The sequence below is a fragment of the Streptomyces sp. NPDC046862 genome, from assembly GCF_040704615.1.
Taxonomy (GTDB): Bacteria; Actinomycetota; Actinomycetes; order Streptomycetales; family Streptomycetaceae; genus Streptomyces.
On record NZ_JBEYXP010000015.1, the window covers coordinates 90745 to 107350 of the forward strand.

At 68.6% G+C, this 16606-nt stretch carries 14 protein-coding genes and 7 pseudogenes; 9 read left to right on the plus strand and 12 right to left on the minus strand.

What is annotated here, in order from left to right; translation table 11 throughout:
• The first annotated feature begins 198 nt into the window (after positions 1-198).
• Positions 199-327 (plus strand): hypothetical protein, encoded by a 129-nt coding sequence (locus tag AB0959_RS18705; RefSeq protein WP_366827505.1) that lies wholly within the window; start codon positions 199-201, stop codon positions 325-327.
• A 46-nt stretch (positions 328-373) separates the two neighbouring features.
• On the opposite strand, the gene AB0959_RS18710 is transcribed toward AB0959_RS18705, so the two are convergent.
• Positions 374-601 carry a hypothetical protein gene (locus AB0959_RS18710; protein WP_366827506.1) on the minus strand — a complete coding sequence of 76 codons (228 nt, stop codon included), beginning with the start codon at positions 599-601 and terminating at the stop codon, positions 374-376.
• Between the two features lie 248 nt (positions 602-849).
• Positions 850-1257, minus strand: a pseudogene (locus AB0959_RS18715) (hypothetical protein).
• 323 nt (positions 1258-1580) lie between these two features.
• Here AB0959_RS18715 and AB0959_RS18720 point away from each other — a divergent pair.
• Entirely contained in the window at positions 1581-2720 is a 1140-nt protein-coding gene (locus AB0959_RS18720; RefSeq protein WP_366827507.1) for a lipase, read from the plus strand.
• A 277-nt stretch (positions 2721-2997) separates the two neighbouring features.
• Positions 2998-3201 carry a hypothetical protein gene (locus tag AB0959_RS18725; protein WP_366827605.1) on the plus strand — a complete coding sequence of 68 codons (204 nt, stop codon included), beginning with the start codon at positions 2998-3000 and terminating at the stop codon, positions 3199-3201.
• On the opposite strand, the pseudogene AB0959_RS18730 reads toward AB0959_RS18725, so the two are convergent.
• A pseudogene (locus tag AB0959_RS18730) lies at positions 3200-3321 on the minus strand (IS5/IS1182 family transposase); the annotation flags it as partial. The gene AB0959_RS18725 and the pseudogene AB0959_RS18730 overlap by 2 nt on opposite strands.
• A 266-nt stretch (positions 3322-3587) precedes the next feature.
• Here AB0959_RS18730 and AB0959_RS18735 point away from each other — a divergent pair.
• The gene (locus tag AB0959_RS18735) at positions 3588-3965 is read left to right on the plus strand and encodes a VOC family protein (RefSeq protein ID WP_366827508.1); all 378 of its coding nucleotides are present in this window, start codon (positions 3588-3590) and stop codon (positions 3963-3965) included.
• 89 nt (positions 3966-4054) lie between these two features.
• Here AB0959_RS18735 and AB0959_RS18740 read toward each other — a convergent pair.
• Positions 4055-4228: pseudogene (locus AB0959_RS18740) on the minus strand (ISL3 family transposase); the annotation flags it as partial.
• A gap of 376 nt (positions 4229-4604) precedes the next feature.
• Here AB0959_RS18740 and AB0959_RS18745 point away from each other — a divergent pair.
• Positions 4605-5090: pseudogene (locus tag AB0959_RS18745) on the plus strand (TetR family transcriptional regulator C-terminal domain-containing protein); the annotation flags it as partial.
• Between the two features lie 30 nt (positions 5091-5120).
• Here AB0959_RS18745 and AB0959_RS18750 read toward each other — a convergent pair.
• From AB0959_RS18750 to AB0959_RS18760, 3 genes are all read right to left on the minus strand, one after another.
• Positions 5121-5510, minus strand: coding sequence for a hypothetical protein (locus AB0959_RS18750; RefSeq protein ID WP_366827509.1), 390 nt, complete (start codon positions 5508-5510; stop codon positions 5121-5123).
• A gap of 357 nt (positions 5511-5867) precedes the next feature.
• Positions 5868-6254, minus strand: coding sequence for a CPCC family cysteine-rich protein (locus AB0959_RS18755; RefSeq protein ID WP_366827510.1), 387 nt, complete (start codon positions 6252-6254; stop codon positions 5868-5870).
• Positions 6255-6443: 189 nt separating this feature from the next.
• Positions 6444-7415, minus strand: a complete 972-nt coding sequence (locus tag AB0959_RS18760; protein ID WP_366827511.1) for a chlorophyllase — start codon at positions 7413-7415, stop codon at positions 6444-6446.
• Between the two features lie 151 nt (positions 7416-7566).
• On the opposite strand from AB0959_RS18760, the pseudogene AB0959_RS18765 reads away from it, so the two are divergent.
• Positions 7567-8017 (plus strand): annotated as a pseudogene (locus AB0959_RS18765) (TetR/AcrR family transcriptional regulator); the annotation flags it as partial.
• A 450-nt stretch (positions 8018-8467) separates the two neighbouring features.
• Here AB0959_RS18765 and AB0959_RS18770 read toward each other — a convergent pair.
• The 3 genes from AB0959_RS18770 to AB0959_RS18780 form a co-directional block, all read right to left on the minus strand.
• Entirely contained in the window at positions 8468-8851 is a 384-nt protein-coding gene (locus AB0959_RS18770; RefSeq protein WP_366827512.1) for a hypothetical protein, read from the minus strand.
• A gap of 1260 nt (positions 8852-10111) precedes the next feature.
• Positions 10112-11506, minus strand: a complete 1395-nt coding sequence (locus AB0959_RS18775; RefSeq protein WP_366827513.1) for an MATE family efflux transporter — start codon at positions 11504-11506, stop codon at positions 10112-10114.
• A 5-nt stretch (positions 11507-11511) separates the two neighbouring features.
• On the minus strand, positions 11512-12522 hold the full coding sequence (locus tag AB0959_RS18780) for an aminoglycoside phosphotransferase family protein (protein ID WP_366827514.1): 1011 nt from the start codon (positions 12520-12522) through the stop codon (positions 11512-11514).
• 189 nt (positions 12523-12711) lie between these two features.
• On the opposite strand from AB0959_RS18780, the gene AB0959_RS18785 reads away from it, so the two are divergent.
• Positions 12712-13161: a GNAT family N-acetyltransferase gene (locus AB0959_RS18785; RefSeq protein ID WP_366827515.1), complete on the plus strand. Its 450-nt coding sequence runs from the start codon at positions 12712-12714 to the stop codon at positions 13159-13161.
• 147 nt (positions 13162-13308) lie between these two features.
• Here AB0959_RS18785 and AB0959_RS18790 read toward each other — a convergent pair.
• Positions 13309-13662, minus strand: a pseudogene (locus AB0959_RS18790) (Fe-Mn family superoxide dismutase); the annotation flags it as partial.
• A 479-nt stretch (positions 13663-14141) separates the two neighbouring features.
• Here AB0959_RS18790 and AB0959_RS18795 point away from each other — a divergent pair.
• A complete protein-coding gene (locus AB0959_RS18795) occupies positions 14142-15425 on the plus strand; it encodes an MFS transporter (protein ID WP_366827516.1) in 1284 nt (427 codons plus the stop codon).
• A 45-nt stretch (positions 15426-15470) separates the two neighbouring features.
• Here AB0959_RS18795 and AB0959_RS18800 read toward each other — a convergent pair.
• Positions 15471-15704: pseudogene (locus AB0959_RS18800) on the minus strand (DUF6207 family protein); the annotation flags it as partial.
• A 92-nt stretch (positions 15705-15796) separates the two neighbouring features.
• Here AB0959_RS18800 and AB0959_RS18805 point away from each other — a divergent pair.
• Positions 15797-16597 carry a DUF2127 domain-containing protein gene (locus tag AB0959_RS18805; RefSeq protein WP_366827517.1) on the plus strand — a complete coding sequence of 267 codons (801 nt, stop codon included), beginning with the start codon at positions 15797-15799 and terminating at the stop codon, positions 16595-16597.
• Positions 16598-16606: the final 9 nt, after the last annotated feature.

Consider the following 16606-nt stretch of genomic DNA (forward strand, 5'->3'; position numbering starts at 1 on the left):
CGGTCGGATTGGCTCGTGTGCAGCTACGGCTGCCCCCCTTGTTCAAGGGTTTCGGGCCCGCTGGTGACCCCCACGACGGTCGGCACGCCGGCGGTCCGAACGGCGAGGCAGCGGCACGCGATCTGAAGTTCTACGCGAGCCAGGGCTGGTCGAGAGCCCGCCACCGCATACGACGACGAGCCGGACGCTACCCCTCTCGTGGCCGCGCTGATCGAGGTCGATCAGCGCACCGCGTGCCCGGATGGCCCGGGATCGATCGCCCTTGACCGCGCCGACGGTGTACGCGGATCAGGCATCCCACCGGGACTCGGCATCGACGCCGAGTGAGGGATGCCTACAGCGACGACCGGCGCTCGGACCGACCGCGTCCGGGTCAGGCGCGGAGGGCGCGGAGTATCACGGTTTTGGCCTCGCGCGACACATGTGTCAAAGTCCGGTCGCTGCGGCCCAGTACCTGAACCGCAGCCGAGATGACGCCGGCCATCATGGCGACGGTCAGTGCGTCGTCGACCGGCCGGAATTCGCCGCGGTCGATGCCGCGGCGTACGACATCCTCGATGCGCGCCCTCAGACGCTCGGCCGACGGCAATGCGGTGTCCACGCGCGAAGGCCCGCCCTGCAGCATCTGGAGGGTGAGCAGCCGGAGGGCACCACCTGCATAGTGGGCACGCCGACCACTCCGGGCCCGATGCACTCGGTCGGGTGATGACCCCGATCAGCGCAACACTCCGTGCCCTTCATCAACATACGCAGTCGTCGAACGCCCCCGTGGGAGGGCTTGCGGAGCAGGGCCTGGGCCGTCTCGGCAGTCCCGTCAGGGGCCGTCGGCGTGGTGCGTCCTTGGTTTCATCAGCGCCGCCCGCCGAATTCCCAGTCGTGGACCTCGATGTCGGCATACCGGACCGCGATCAGGACGGCGCGTGCCGTGTCCGGGCCCGGGGCCCTGAGCAGTACCGCCGTACCCAGCCAGGTAGCACCGTCGTCGGAACCCAGCGGCCCGTACGCGATCAACTCCTCCCGGTGAGGCGGTACGTCGACGTCGGCGGCCTCCCCTGAGCCGAGGCCGAGCACCAGGTACCGGTTGCCACCGGCCCGGCCGCCGGGGAAACGCTGCCGGTCGGCATCTCACCGTCCTCGGCGAACGTCGGGCCGCGAGCGCCTTCGCGTACCGGTCCATGTAGGCCAGTGCTCATCCACCAACTCCTCGCGTAACGCGAGGGATCCGGGCCGGTCACGGTGGGAACAGAAGTTCTCCATGCCTCTGGACCCTGCCCAACACGCGGCAGCATCTCAACGGACTTTCGCAACGATGACCACACGCTCCGAACGCGACGGCCTTCCCTCAGACGGCCGCCACGGAAGCATGACCACGACCAAACAGCCCGCCGAGGCGCATCGAACCGCCCTCCTGAGTCAGCGAGGTTGATCGATTGTCATCGAAGGTCGATGATCACTGGGTTCGTGCCGGCGAAGTCAGAGTGGCAGGGAATGCTGCCGCGCGAGGGTCAGTGGGGGAACTCGCGGGCGCGTACACCAACCCCGACCGTGGATGATCTGGAGCAGGAGCGGCGACAGTGGCAATGCGGGAGGTTTCGCTGGTGAGCGGGCTGGTGGAGTTACGCGGTGCGCTGGACCTGGAGATCACACAAGCCGGGGTGATGCCTCGCCGGTTGCCCGCCTGGACCAAAGAGCAGTACCCGGACCCGTCGGTCTACGGGGTGACCGTGATGCCTTCGGGCGTACGGCTGGTGTTCCGCACCGATGCGTGTGAGCTGGAATTCGAGGTGCTCACCTCGACAGGGCAGCTCGACACCGACCCTCAGCCCCGCCCGACGGGCATGCTGGATCTCCTCGTGAACGGCACCCTGGCCGGACGTCGCCAAGCGCCGGTGGGCAACGTACTGCGGATGGCGGGCCCCGGGGCCGCGCAGCGACTCATTCCGGGCGATCCAGGGACCGTGCGGTTCACTGGGCTACCGTCCGGCATGAAGGGTGTCGAGCTGTGGCTGCCGCAGCAGACACCCACGGAACTTGTGGCACTACGCGCCGACGGCGACGTGCTGCCACCGCTGCCGGACGACAGGCGCCGCTGGGTGCACCACGGCAGTTCCATCAGCCACTGCATCGAGGCCGACGGCCCGACCGACACCTGGCCGGTGGTGTCGGCGGCACTGGGCGGAGTGGAGGTGATCAACCTCAGTCAGGCGGGCAACGCGCTGCTGGATCCCTACGTCGCCCGGACAATCCGCGACATGCCCGCAGATCTGATCAGTCTCAAGGTGGGCATCAACATCGTGAGCCTGGCCGCCTTTCGGCTGCGGACGTTCGGCCCGGCGGTGCACGGCTTCCTGGACACGATCCGGGACGGGCACCCGGACACCCCGCTCCTGCTGATCTCCCCCGTGATCTGCCCTGCACTCGAGGAGACCCCCGGCCCGACCGCGACAGGCCCGGACGGGAAGATCACAGCCCTGGGCGACCCGGCAGACGTTGCTGGTGGAGCGTTGTCACTGGCGGTCGTCCGTACCGAGCTGGAACGGACCGTGACGGCCCGCCGGACACGCGATCCCCACCTCCACTACCTAGACGGCCGCGAGTTGCTCGGCCCGGACGAGGCTGACGATCTGAGCGACGGCCTCCACCCCACCGCCGCCGCATACCGCCGGATGGGCAAACACTTCGCCACCCACGCCTTCGCGAACGGCGGCCCCTTCCGTTGAGTCGTACTGGCGAAGGAAACGCCTGAGGAACAACTCGGCACGGGCTCGCCGTCGCCCCTGAGCCGCCGCTGTCGGCGTGGTGCGAGCTCCGGCGGGACGAAGCCCTGCGTCGAGCTCCGCATCCTGGACTAAATGTGGTGTCTCGGGACGTTGGTTCCACGAAGTTCTCGAACGGCTTCCGATGCGGATGGTCGGACAGCACTCAGGCGGAGGCCGAGGCCACGAAAAATGGAATGGCGATGAGGAAGTGGTCGGCCTCCGCGCGTCGGGGGACCGCGTGGGTCGGAGTGAAGCCAAGGAGAGGTTCCTGGTCGGCTTCGCCGGCGTGCTCGGCCTCGAAGACGGCCTCGTCACCGATACCGGGCCCATGAGAGAGACCATGACGGGCCGACGCCCGTCGACACCCGAGGTGTCCGTGATGCCGAGGCTGTCCGCACGAATGTGCAGGTCGTACTCGCCGACCCGCTTCTCCTCGGCGTGATCGCAGCCCAGATGATCAATGATTCCGAATGCTGGACGATCCGTTGGTAGTCCCCGGCGCGACGGTGGGCGTGCATGATCCACACGCGAGCGACCTCTCCACGACCCAGCGACGCGGTAGGGCCTGATCCGCCGCCGACGAGAGTGTCGGCGCCAGACGCCTCCACCGTGAACTCACCATCCAGTCCTGGCTGTGACGTTGTTCATCGGGCTCTGGTCCACTTCTTGTGGAGCTGAGCTGCCTCAGGTGGCTGCAGGCAATGTGAGGTTCCGACCTGCGATGCCTACGCCTGGGCGGACCATGTAGGTGGTCGGTTCTCACTCAGCCGTAGGCAGCCGTCTCTAGGGTGTGCATCAGGGAAGTCCATTGATCGTCCGGGAGGCGTCATGCCCTTGCAGATGAAGTTGAGCGCCATAACCCTCGACTGCCCGGACCCGCTGGCTTTGGCAGCGTTCTATCAGCAGGCCACCGGTCTGGAACTCCATCCCAAGTCTAACGCTGACTTCGCCGGTCTCGACTGCGAGGACAAGGTCTTCATCGGTTTTCAACGGGTCGATGGCTACCGGGCTCCGCGCTGGCCTGAACAGACCGTTCCTCAGCAGCTTCACATGTGCTTCAAGGTCAAGCAGGGACTGGACCAGATCGAAGCCCGGTTGCTGGCGCTGGGTGCGGGCAAACCCAATCATCAACCTCATGGCGCCAAGGCGCGCGTTCTCACCGATCCGGTTGGGCACCCCTTTTGCATTGTCGAGGAGGCTGATTGAGGAGTTCACGACGGGTGTGGGCTCAAGCCATACATGTCTACGGAAAAGCGGGACTATACGCGGGAGAGGACCGGGGCGGTGACGCTCTGTCAGGCAAGCAGGACGCGTTTGCGGAGGAGTTCGAAGCCCGCGCGGCCGAACATCTGGCGTCTGAGCATCTTGATCCGGTTGACGTGCCCCTCCACGACACCGGAGTCCCAAGGGAGGGAGAGGCCGGCGGTCACGGCGTCGAGGTCGCGTTCGAGGTGCTGGGCGAACCGGCGGAGGCTGGACAGCTCAGCAGTGGCGGCGGCCGCTTCGATCCACTCGGGTAGTTGGTCGCCTTGCAGGTGGGTGAGCATGTGTGCCAAGGAGCGTACCTGCTCGGCGAGTGCTGTCAGGCCGGGGCAGTTGGCGCCAGGACGGCCTTGAGGTTGAGCCGGTCCGTTTCGGGGAGGGCGTCGGGGTGGGTGAGGATCCAGCGGGTGACGGAACGGGCCGATGGTGGCCGGGGCCCGACCGGCTGGGGCTTGTCGCGCAGGATCCTGGTGACGTAGTTGCGGACGTCGCCGTAGCCGTCCGGGTAACCCTGCTCCTTGATCTCCTCCCACAGTTTCCAGGCGTGGGTGCAACCTTCCTGCCAGCGCCAGTCGAGGTAGGGAGGCGGGCGTAGCGCTGCGGTTGGTGCAGTACTACTTCCAGACCAAGGAAAATTTGCTGCTCTTCGGGCTCTAGCTTCTGGCGGAGAGATTCGGGGAGCAGGTCTCCGCCCGTGTACGGGCCGCCGGGGACAGTCCAGGTCCGCGGGCGATGGTCGAGGCGCTGCTGATGGCGGCGCTGCCGACAGACGACGAGAGCCGCACCTTCCACCACCTCTACACTTCATACGCAGTTCTGGCCGTGAACGACCCGACGCTCGCAGCCCAGCCCTTCATCAAGAACCCTGATGCCGCCGAAGATGCCCTGACCGAACTCCTCCGGCAGGCGCAAGAAGCGGCACTACTTGAGCCCGGTGAGGACGCACGGTTGGAGGCAGCCCGCGTGCTTGCCATGTCTGCGGGACTCGGCACCAGCATCCTCGTCGGCCAGCGCAGCCCGGAGTCCGCGACCACAGTCCTGGATCGCCACCCGCACAGTAGGCGGTGAGACGTCGAGGACTCCAGCGGGCCTCGGTGTTCACATCTGTCGTGCCGGGATCAGGTTCGCGGTCTGCTGATGGGACAGCGGACCGGCGATGGCGAGGACGATGTCGCTCATGTGCTCGCGGCGGCCGAGGTGGCGTGCCAGACATCGCCAGTTCTTCAGGTGGGCGATGCCGTGTCGACTCGGGTACGTCGCGAAGCGTGCGCTTTGCGCTGGCGCTCGTACATCCGAAGCGGCAGTCCATCTCGACGGGGCGGCGCAGTAGCCGTTGCCGATTGTCCGGCGGTGCATCTCCCGGCGGAGCTCGGCCATCTCCGTTCCCTCGGCGTCGGCCGGCAATTGGCGCGGGGCGTCGTAAAGTGCCTCGCCCTTCTCGGAGACCGCGAAGTACTCCTCGGCCACGGTCCGGTCGGTGATCCGCACATAAACGCGTGTCATGGACAGGGACCGGTGGCCGAGGAGTGCGGCGATGCGGGCCGTTGCAGCAGCCAGTCGTCCAGCAGCACAGGGGCCGGATCGCTGACGCCGCGCAGGTGCTGCACGTGCCTGTTGCGCAGATGCGGTCGAGATCCTCGCCAATGCCGGATACCAGGGCCTGGGGCGCGCAGACCGGCGGACGCGTGGTGACCCCACCGCGCCGCAAGTTCAAGAAGAACGCCCCCGACTGGTACGAGGAGGCATCGGGACGACGCGGCGGCGGCCAAGGGTCGGCCAGATCGCTCGCGAGCAGCTCTTCGACGGCCTCCAGGCCCGACCCGACGAACAGGCCGGGTGACGGCATCATCCGTTGGCGGGACGCCAGAAACCCGTGTTCCGATAGCGCCACCAGTAGAGGACAGTGCGATCGTCGGGCCACTCGGCCAGCTGAATGCCTCTGGGCTCGAAGAGATCACGCTCGGGATCGATGGGGCGCCAGCTCGGGTCCATCGGTTCGTCATCCTCGGGCGGGCGGACGTGCTCCACGGACCGTTCCTCACACGCTCCGAAAGCCTGGTAGTTCTCCTGGGCCTCGATCAGCGAAGGTCGGTTTGCTCCGCCTGAGTAGTCCGGCCAGCGAAGCTGGACAGCGTCGTCCTCCCAGAAGCAGACCGGACAGATCTGATACGAGCCTGGCGGCTCGTCCACGGACAGACGGCCGCAACACACGCAGGGGTACTTCAGAATCACGCCCGTCATCCTGTCCGACCGCACCGCGAGGACCAACTGGTTTCCAGGGAGTTGACAAGGAGACCCGCATATTAGAGGGATGCCGACCGGCAAGGTCCGCTACGTTCACGACGGCGAGGGGCGGAGAGTCGGGTCGGTCGGTGACGGCGACGGCGCGGGCCGCCCGGTGCAGGAAGTGACCGCGGGTGACTACTTGGCTTCGACGCGTCCGACCGGGTCTGGGCTGGTCGCCAGCGCCTCGCGTGCGGCCTGCCAGGCGTTGAAACCGGGGTGGAGCCGGCTGCGGAGGTAGGCCGCGGTGAGCCGGCCGACGGCGGCGACTCTCTCGGGGCTCTCGTCCGTGGTCTCGGCGACGTCGTATCCGGGGATCCCGCCGAGTGCGTGTCCTGCGCCGAACAGGGTGAGCAGGGACTTGGGGCTGGGGCCGAGGGTGTAGGGGTCGGCGTGCCAGTCCGGCCCCATGTCCGTGAAGTGCCGGGAGTCGTCCTCGTCACCGGTAACGACCAGCGCGGGTGTGGTCATCGTGGAGAAGTCGATGGTCCCAAGGACCGGCAGCGCGTTGGCCATCGGCCCGTTGAGGACGTCGCCCCTGCCGGGCGCGGCCAACAGCACGCCCGCCTTGATCCGGGGCTCGCCAAGGCTCACTTCCTCCCCGGTGTCGGGGTCGATGACCCGGGCGCCGAGCAGGAGACTGGAGGTGAAGCCGCCGAAGGAGTGCCCGGCGACGGCGACCTTGGTGTGGTCGATCCGCCCGGCGAGCAGTGGCACGGCCCTCTCGATCACGTCGAGCCGGTCGAGGATGTGGCTCATGTCCTCCGCGCGAGAGCGCCAGAAGAAGGGGGCGCCGGGAGCATCGGCGACCAGGTGGCTCAACGTCCTGGAGGTCAGATGGGTGGGCTGGATGACGACGAATCCGTGTGCCGCCCAGAAGTTGACGAGCGGCGCGTAGCCGTTCAGCGAGGAGAGGTTGTTCGAGGGGCCCTGGCCGTGGGAGAGCAGGATGACGGGTAGGCCGCTTCCGGTCTCAGGCGCGGAGACACGGATCTGGAGATCCACGGGACGTCCGGGTACGGGCAGCACCACCGCGCTGTAGGACAGGACCGGGAGGGGCGAGCTGAAGGTGTCGGGGGTGGATGTGGATGTGGATGTGGATGTGCTCATGATGCGTTGGTTGCCCTTCTGTGCACCCTGCCGCCCGTCTCGGTTGACCGGCGACTGACGAGGCGGCCAGGGACGTCCCGCTTCGGCCAATCCGAAGTGGAACGCCGCTCCGATTAATATCCGGAACGGCGCTCCGTTTTGTCAAGTGGCGTTGGAAGGAACGCGTGATGACCGCCGAGAGCCCCAGGGGAAGCCCTCGACCCGAAGCAAGCGGGCCGACGCGCAGCACAACCAGCGGGCCGTACTCACCGCCGCCGAGGGGTTCGTCACCCCCGGCGTCGACGTGCCGATCCGCCAGATCGTGGCCAGGGCGGGCATCGGAACGGGCACGATCTACCGCCACTTCCCGACCCGGGCGGATCTCGTCACCGCCGTCTACCACCACCAGATCGAGGAATGCGCCGAGGCGGGCCCGAGCCTGCTGGCCGGTGCAGATTCGCCGTTCGACGCACTGCACCAATGAGTCGACCTCTTCGTCGACTTCCTGGTCACCAAGCACGGACTCACCAACGCCTTGCAGTCCTACGGCGCACGCTTCGTCCGCGCTGCACACCTACTTCATCACCCGCCTGCTGCCCATAACGGCCCAACTGCTCGACGCTTGGCTGGGCGGACGCCGGTACCGGTGCCGGTGCCACTCGTACGGTGCCCGTTCGGACAGGGACCGAGTGACCCGAATGCGGCTGGCCGTGGCCACGGCCGACGACACCGGGACGCGGCTGTGCCGTCCGAGCCGGCGGGCGCGGGCACGGCCGGCCTGCCGGATCTCCTCCTCGGGCGCATAGCCGGGTGCCCCCGAGGAAACGACAACAGGGCCTCCGGGAACCGCTCGGAATGGGGTCGCACCCCCGAGCCACCAGGAGGCCCCGCCTGCATGCGCGTACGGGCGGAAGATCACCCGACCAGGAACTCCGTTCGACTCGCAGGTTCCAAGATCGGTTGAGAGACGGCATCTGAGACCAGCTCTGGCCGCCCCGCAGCACCACCCCGGCACCCCGCCGACGTATCTCGGGGGTGATCTGCCGGGCAGGCTGTCTCGTGGAAGCCCGAGGTCAGATGATGCCGATGGTGGTGCCCGAGCTGACGAGCGAACTTCCGCTGTACGTGCGGGCCTGGAAGTTCAGGGGCACCCCATAGGGAAGGTAGATCTCCTCGCTGCACGAGTTGTAGCCGGGGTACTCGTGGTACACCGTGGTCTCGCCGCTCATGTAGACCTTGGCCGCCGGGTGGTTGCCGGAGGCAGTGTCGCAGACCTTGAATGACCACGTGTCGCCGTAGAAGCAGACCCGTGAGCCGGAGGTGGAGGAAACGAACTCCTCCGACCCGTTGCACGTGTGGGCGGCGGCCGACGCGGGCGGCGTCATGGCGACTGAGCCGCCGAGCGCCAGCGCGGCGGCTGCAAGGGTCTGTACTACACGTTGCGTGACTTTCGACATGCTGACTCCTCTTTGGACAAAGGTCGGTTGGGTCTGGTTGGACGCCAGAAACTCCCGGGAGAGCCGAAGCCATGAGCCGATGGGACGCCCCGTACAAGTCCGCGTTCAACGGACAGGAACGCCACCTCCATTGCCGAGACTTCACACCCGGGTACTTGGGCTGTCTCAGCAATCCTTAAGTGCCGACCTTGCGACAACCTTCGGCATACCTTGAAACCCCTGCTCAATGCAGAGGCGCCAGGCCAGCCGTCGGCACCGACGCGTTAGGGAGGTGTCGGCGGCTTCCTCGATCTGGTGGGCGAGCCGTGAGTCGGGGCGCAGGACCTGGAAGCCCTCCACCTCGTTGACCTTCAGTCGGCCGACTGCTTCCCGCAGCCCGCCTTCCAAGCGGCGGCCGAGGCGGCACGATCGGTGTGCCGCATGCCGAGGCGCTTGAGCTTGCGGCGGACCCGTTCACCCACCGCATCTGCGTCCCGGCCGACGAACTGATCCGGGGCAAGAGCGATGACGGTGGCTGCACGAAGCTCGGAACGCGGTATTGAGCACGATCGTTTGGGGGCCGTGCGCTATGGGCCGCAGGCTCTTTCCACGCCCATAGCCAATGGAGCCACTCCTCCCATCGCCACGGGAGCCACCGACTGCCGCACGCCATTGAGCGCTCCAGTACTCCTAGGTGACGGCTATGGGTATGCAGCGAGAGGGGTAGGAGAAGGTCCGCAAACCGCGCAAAGAAGGCTTCACAGGGCTGTTGGCGGACCCTGCGGCCTATACCGTGGCCGCGGCCAGCGAGAACAAGCCCTCCCCCGACATCTGCCAGGGGCCAGCTGGGCTTCAAGGAGGGCGCGCCGCCTGTTTCATAGGTGGTCCAGGATGCACCGAGGGCCCGGCCCCCGGCCCGCTCCTGTTATTGCCCCCGCCCGCAAAAGGCCATCGCCGCCGGGGGGGGAGGGGGCAGCTCCAGCGCGGGCCGCAGCGTGACGCGGATACCGGGGTCCTCGTTGAACGCAGGGCCTCGAACCGGGCTCCGGGGTCCCGTGCCCTCGAAAACGGGCCCTCCGGGGGGGCCAGGTAGCGGCCGGACTCCAAGCGCGCCCATGCCTCGATCGGCGCGACCTCGAACCCGAGCCCCTGCGCGTACGCGACGGTCGGGGTGGCGTACCAGACCGGGCCGGTCGGGCGGTCGTCCGCCCCTCGCACTCCACGACCGCGTGCACCGCCGCGAGCGCGTCCGCGTTCTTCGCGGGCGCGCCGTATTGGCGTTCACGGTGGCGCCGCGGGGCCGGGCACGCGTGCGCGGCGAAGGATGAGCATCGCTGCGGCGGCCGAGAGGAGCGCGGCTGCGGGGAAGCTGCCCCAGAGCCACGGTGTCCCCAGCAGGCTGAGGGTGAGCAGGAGCGGGATGTGGACGGCGAGGATCGACCCAACGGAGATCACGAAGGATGGGCGGGCCCGGCCACGTGCCTGGAAGTAAGTGGCGAGCAGTGCCGTCACCCCAGCGAAGGGGTAGCCGAGCGCGATGAGGCGCATCACCTCGGCGGTCGTCTCCGCCGCGCTCGGGTCGTTGGTGAAGGCGGCGGCGAGCGCGTCGGCCGCGGCGAGCAGGACGAGGCAGGCGGCCACCCCGTAGAGCATGGTCGCGCGCAGCGCCAGGACCCGGGTGCGTTCGGCGCGGGCGGTCAGGCCGCGGCCGACGTTGTAGCCGATGAGCGGTTGCATGCCCTGGGCGATGCCGGTCTGGGGCATGAGGACGAACGTGGTGACGCGGACGGAAGTGGCGTACGCGCCGAGAGCCACCGGGTCGCCGAAGGCCGCCAGGCGGTTGTTGGCGATGAACATGATGAGGGTGTTGCCGAGGCCGGCGAGGAACGACGGTGCTCCCACCGCCACCAGCTCGCGCAGGGTGGGGCCGTGTGGCCGCAGGTCGGCGAGGGTGACGCGGTAGGGGCGATCGCGTTGGAGGAAGAAGAACCACAGGCTCATCGCCATGGAGACGGCCTGGCCGCCCACCGTCCCCACGGCGGCGCCGCGCACTCCCCAGCCGAGGCCGAAGATCAGCAGTGGGTCGAGCACGATCTGGCACAGCGCCGGGAGTGTCCACAGCAAGGTGGAGAAGCGCAGGCGTCCCTCGGCGCGTACCAGGCTGGAGAAGCCGGTGGCGGTGATGGCGCCGGCCAGCATGATCAGGGCGTAGGCGTGGGCGTGGTCACGGATGTCGCCCCGGGCTCCCAGCAGAGTGAGGAGTGGGTCGAGGAGGAGCAGGCCGAGGACGGTGATGGTGATCGCCGTCGTCCAGTAGACGAGGAAGGTGTTGCCGGCGGCCCGCGCTGCCTGGCGCGCGTTCCCGGCGCCGAGGCTGCGCGAGACCATGGACGCCCCGCCCACGCCGACCGTGGTGGAGACGGCGCCAAGGATCAGCAGGACGGGCGCCACGACGTTCACGGCCACCAGCGCGTCGGGGCCGGCCCCGCGGGAGACGAACCAGGCGTTGGTCAGGGCGTAGATGCCGTAGGTGGCGACCGACATGGTGGTGTGGGCACTTGTGCTCCACAGCAGCCGCCCGACCGGCCGGGTGCCGAGTGCCGCCGTGTGGTCGCGCTGGGCGGTGTCGAGCGGTCGTGCGGGCGGGCCGGGGCGAGCCGCGGCCTCTTTGCCCACTCCCATCAGGGGGTCACGGGGCTACGGCCGAACTGGGTCATCAGCAGGTCGAGTTGTTCGCGGCCGAAGTTGTACGTCGCCGGGTCCTGGTGGCCGCGGTACTTGGTCTCGATGACCATGAGGACGGCGAGATGGAGGGAGTAGAGCCGTCGGCGGACGCGCTGCGACGCGGACAGCTCTTCGATCCCGTATCCCCGCATGAAGTCGGTGGGGTCCCCGAACACCGGCAGGTCGATGCCCGTGAATCCGGCCTCCATCAGCGGGTCTCCGTAGAGGGCACGCTCGTGGTCGAGAACCGCGACGATCTGGCCGTCCCTGATCATCGAGTTCTTGGTCCAGAGATCGAGTTCGACGAACCGCGGCTCGGTCACCTCGTCGAGCACGCCCGCGTTCTCGTGGAGCACGGCGCGGATCTCGTCGGGGCTCCAGCCGATATCGACGTTGACACGGGCACCGTCCATGAGGGTGTCCTCGACCATCTGGCTGAACGCCGCACGCCATGTCGCCGATCCCGGGCCCCGCAGCGGCCCGAAGTGCGGCCCCACGATCGAGTTGAGCTCCCGGTTGAGCGCGCCCAGCTGCCGGCCGCCCGCGACGACAACCTCGTCCGGGAGGCGTCCCTCCGAGGTGGCGATGCCGAAGTTGTCCGCGTCGACGTACTCCATGAAGAAGTAGTCCGTCTCGACCAGCTCCCGGGAGAGATCGGCGTGGTCGATCCGGGGTATCGGCACCTTGGTGTGCTCGCGGACCAGCGACATCGCGGCAAGCTCGTTCCGCATCATGTCGTGCTCGCGGGTCAGTACCGCCACGTCGGCGGGCGGCGCGATCTTCAGCACCGCCTGCTGTCCGTCGCGAAGCCGGATCCGGTAGGCCACGTTGAACCAGCCGTGCGTGATCTCCTCAGCGAAGTCCTCGCCCTCGGGTACCTGAGCGATCCCATAGGCTCGCTCGATCATCGCCCGCAGGGTCTGGGGCGACTGCCTGTTCTTGGTGATGCTCTCGGTCACGGCTTTCACACACGTTCCTTTGGTGCGCGGACTCCACGGATCAGCTCGGCCACGACCTGGCGTCTCTCCCCCCAGGCAGCCGGACGCGTCACACCGTAGTTCAGGACAGCAATCCACAGCAGGTGCTCCTGGACCGCTGGTGCGCCCTCACCGTCCACTGGAAGAAACTCACCGCCACAGAGGTCAGGGCGTAAAGGGATGCAGTCCACGACGACCAAGCGCGCCGTCGCGCAGGACGCCGACCGCCTCACCAACCTGATCCAGAACTCCGGCGTCTACCGGGGACCGTACTCCTCGATCATCTCCGGCTACCGGGTCACCGCCGACTACATCACCCGTCACCGGGTTTTCGTGGCCATCGATGAGATCGAACGGCTCCATGGCTTCTACGCCCTGCTGCTGGAGCCACCGGAGCTGGACCTGGCGTTCGTGGCGGATGACGTTCAGGGCAGGGGTGTCGGCCGGCTCCTCATCGAGCGCATGATGTCTCAGGCCAGAGCGGCCGGCCTGCCCGAAGTGCGGGTGGTCTCCCATCCCCCGGCCGAGGAGTTCTACCGACGCCTGGGCGCCGAGCGGGTGGGGACCGTCGCCCCCTCACCGCCCAAGGTCGACTGGGAGCGTCCCGAGTTGCGGTTCACCACCGCCTGAGACCGTACAGCAGCCCCTCACGCCAGCCTGGCAACACGACGGCTCCCCCAGGCATCGGGCCTGCGGGGGTCTTCCGTTGTACCGCCTGCTACGTGAAGGGTGAGAAGACGATCACGAGCAGGACGACTGTGCGACGCGGCTACGGCGTCACGGCTTGAGCAGCAGGCTGTCGCCGCGCTCCTTGGCGGCGGCGTAGCGCCGGGCCACGTCCTGCCAGTTGACGACGGCCCACATGGCGTCGATGAAGTCGACCTTCTGCTTCTTGCACTGCAGGCAGAAGGCATGCTCCGAGGCGTCGAAGACCAGGGTCGGCGTGGAGCCCTGACCAACGTTGCCCTGGTGGTCGTAGACCTGCTCGACGACCAGCCGCCCGCTCAGCGGCTCATAGGCGAGCGCGCCCCAGCCCGAACTCTGCGTGGTCGCCGCGGCCTTGGTCAGCTGGGCCTTGAAGCCGGCGAAGGAGCCGAAGGACGCGGTGATCGCCTCGGTCAGGTCGCCCACCGGTGCCGGGGATCGCGTGCGGTCCCCGGCACCCGCCCCGCCGCGCGGACTTTGATCGGTGGTCCCGCCTGCGCGGCGCCCGAATCTCCGCAGGGGCGGCGCGGCGAGCCGCTGCTCCGCCCGGTCCCATTCGTCGGCGTTCCCGCCCGCCTCGTACCGGACCGGGGCGACTGAGGCGCGGGCCGGCGCGCGGGTCCGCCAGCGTGCCGCGGACGATGCCGAGCGCGCAGGCCTGGAGCAGCGCGTTGCCGGACACGGCGACTTGACCAAGGCGGCGAGGACCGGCAGCCGGCACGCGTCGGCGATGGCCCAGGGTCTCCAGGCCCCGCGCCGGTTCCTGCATCGGACGGGAACGCCCCCTTGGTCTCGGCGAGGTTCGGACAGTCGGCAGGGATGCTCGCTCACAGTGGCCTTATGCGAAGGGCCCCATCGGAGCAGTCGCCGGACGAGCAGCACCCTCGGCCGGTGACAGACCGTCCATGCTGACGCGGGTAGTGATGGCGACGACCATCGGCACCGCGCTGGAGTGGTATGGCTTCATCCTGTTCAGCACCATGAGCACGCTCGTCCTGAACCGGCTGTTCTTCCCGCCCGGTGATCCGGTCGCGGCGACCTTGGCGTCCTTCGCCACGTTCGCGGTCGGGTTCGCTGTCCGGCCGCTCGGCGCGCTGGTCATCGGGCACTACGGGGACCGGCTGGGCCGCAGGAAAATGCTGGTCCTCACATTGGTCACCGTGGGCCTGGCCAGCGCCCTGATGGGCGCGCTGCCGACGTACGCGACCGCCGGGGCGTGGGCCCCGGCGCTGTTGGTCGTGCTGCGTGTGATCCAGGGGTTCGGCGCGGGCGCCGAGTACGCGGGCGCCTCCCTCACTCTGGCCGAGTTCGCGACGCCGGAGCATCGCGGGCGGTACGCCGCCATCCCCCCGGCGAGCGCGGCGGTCGGCGCGCTGCTCTCGGCCGGGGCCGTCGCCGCCGTGTCGACCCTTCCTGCGGACGACTTCCTCGACTGGGGATGGCGCATCCCGTTCCTGGTCACGATCCTGGTCACAGCGACCGGTTTCTACATCCGCGTGAGCGTGGCCGAGAGCCCGATGTTCGAGGAGGCCAAGCGGGAGCACGGTGTCGCGCGGGCGCCCGCCGTGGAACTGGCGCGCAGATCGCCACGGACCCTGTTCCTCGGGGTGGTCAGCAGTGTGGGGCCGAACGTCGCCGCGTACATCCCGGTGGTGTTCGCGCTCGCGTACCTCACCGAGCAGCTCGGTGTCTCCCCCACGGACACCCTCGTCGGTGCGCTGATCTACTTCGCGTGCAGCGCGGCGGTCATGCCGCCGGCCGGGGCGCTGGGCGACGCGGTCGACCGCCGGATCGTGTTCGGAGGGGCCATGGTCTGTGCGGCCGCGTTCGCTTTCCCCTTCTTCTGGTTGCTGGACACCAGGGAGGTCGGGCTGGTGTGGTTCGCGTTCGGCGTGAGCGGGATGCTGCTGGGGATTCAGCTCGGCGCCCAGGCGGGCTTCCTGGCGGACCTGTTCACGACCAGGACCCGGTTCACCGGGGTGGCTCTCAGCCGGGAGGTCGCAGCCGCGCTGGCGGGCGGCACCGCACCCCTTGTCGCGACCGCGCTGCTGGAGGCGGCCGGTGGAGAGCCCTGGCCGGTGGTCCTGTACATGAGCGGGCTGCTCATGGTCAGCGCTCTGGCAGTAGCGCTGATGCACGGTTTCGGACGGCACGAGCCGTGGGGGGAGGCTGGGGCGCGCCGGGGGTGAGGGGCCCGTCCGAGCCCACCGGTCGGCGAGTAGCTGTTGGAAGGCGAGCGCGGTGGCGTCGTCGGCGACCGCGACGTCGACGACGAGCAGGCCCGGCTCGCTCACGTGCGTCTCGTTGATCGGGTCCAAGTACGGCACCACGCCCGGGCTGCCGGGCGGGTTCGCCGCTACGGTGTCTTCACCCGACCGAGTGCGGAGCCCGACCGAGTGCGGATGATCAGGCGCTGTCGCCGGACCAGTCCCAGCAGCCCGGTCGCCGCGGCGCGAGTCGTACAGCACCCGCCCGCCGGGGCGGAACTGTCGGAGCCGGGTGTGAGGCTGCCGGGCGTCAGGTACTCGGGCGTACGCAGGAGGAACTGGGGCCGCTGAGCATGAAGATCGACTGGGATCGGCGCACCTGTGCGCGCCGAGGGCACATCACCTACGTACCTGACGAGGTGGCGCTGCGGGAGCGGCTGCATGCGACCACCGCGGTCGGTGAGGCCTGGCGCTGTCTGCGCTGTGGTGACTTCGCCATCGGCCTCGCGCATGGCTCGGGCCCGGCGGCCGAGGCGCCGCTGGTGCTCCGCGGCAGGGCGCTGCGCGATGTCGTCATCATGCGTGTGATCGCTGTGGAGCGAACTGTACGCGGCCTGTTCGTCCTCCTGGCCGCCTACGCGGTGTGGCGGTTCAGCAACAGCAGGGCGGCCGTGCACCGGCTGTTCAACGAGAACCTCACGGTGTTCCGGCCGGTCGCGCGGCACTTCCACTACGACCTCGATCACTCCCCGGTGGTCGACACCATCCGCGGGGTCTTCCAGTACCGGCACTCCACGCTCCTGGCCGTGGCCGCCGCGCTGCTGGCCTACGCGCTCATCGAGCTCGTCGAGGGGGTGGGGCTGTGGATGCTCAAGCGGTGGGCCGAGTACCTGGCGGTGGTGGCCACGGCCGCCTTCCTGCCACTGGAGATCTATGAGCTGACCGAGAAGGTCAGCGGGCTCAGGATCGCCACCTTCGTGTTCAACATCCTGGTGGTGGTGTACATCGCGCTGTCCAAGCGACTGTTCAGGCTGCGCGGCGGCCGGGCGGCATACGAGGCCGAGCGGCACAGCGCCTCGTTGCTGGAAGTGGAACTCGCTGCGGACACGGCCTCGGGGAACACTCTGGGTCCGAAGCGCCGGAGCACGCACTGACGGACGCCG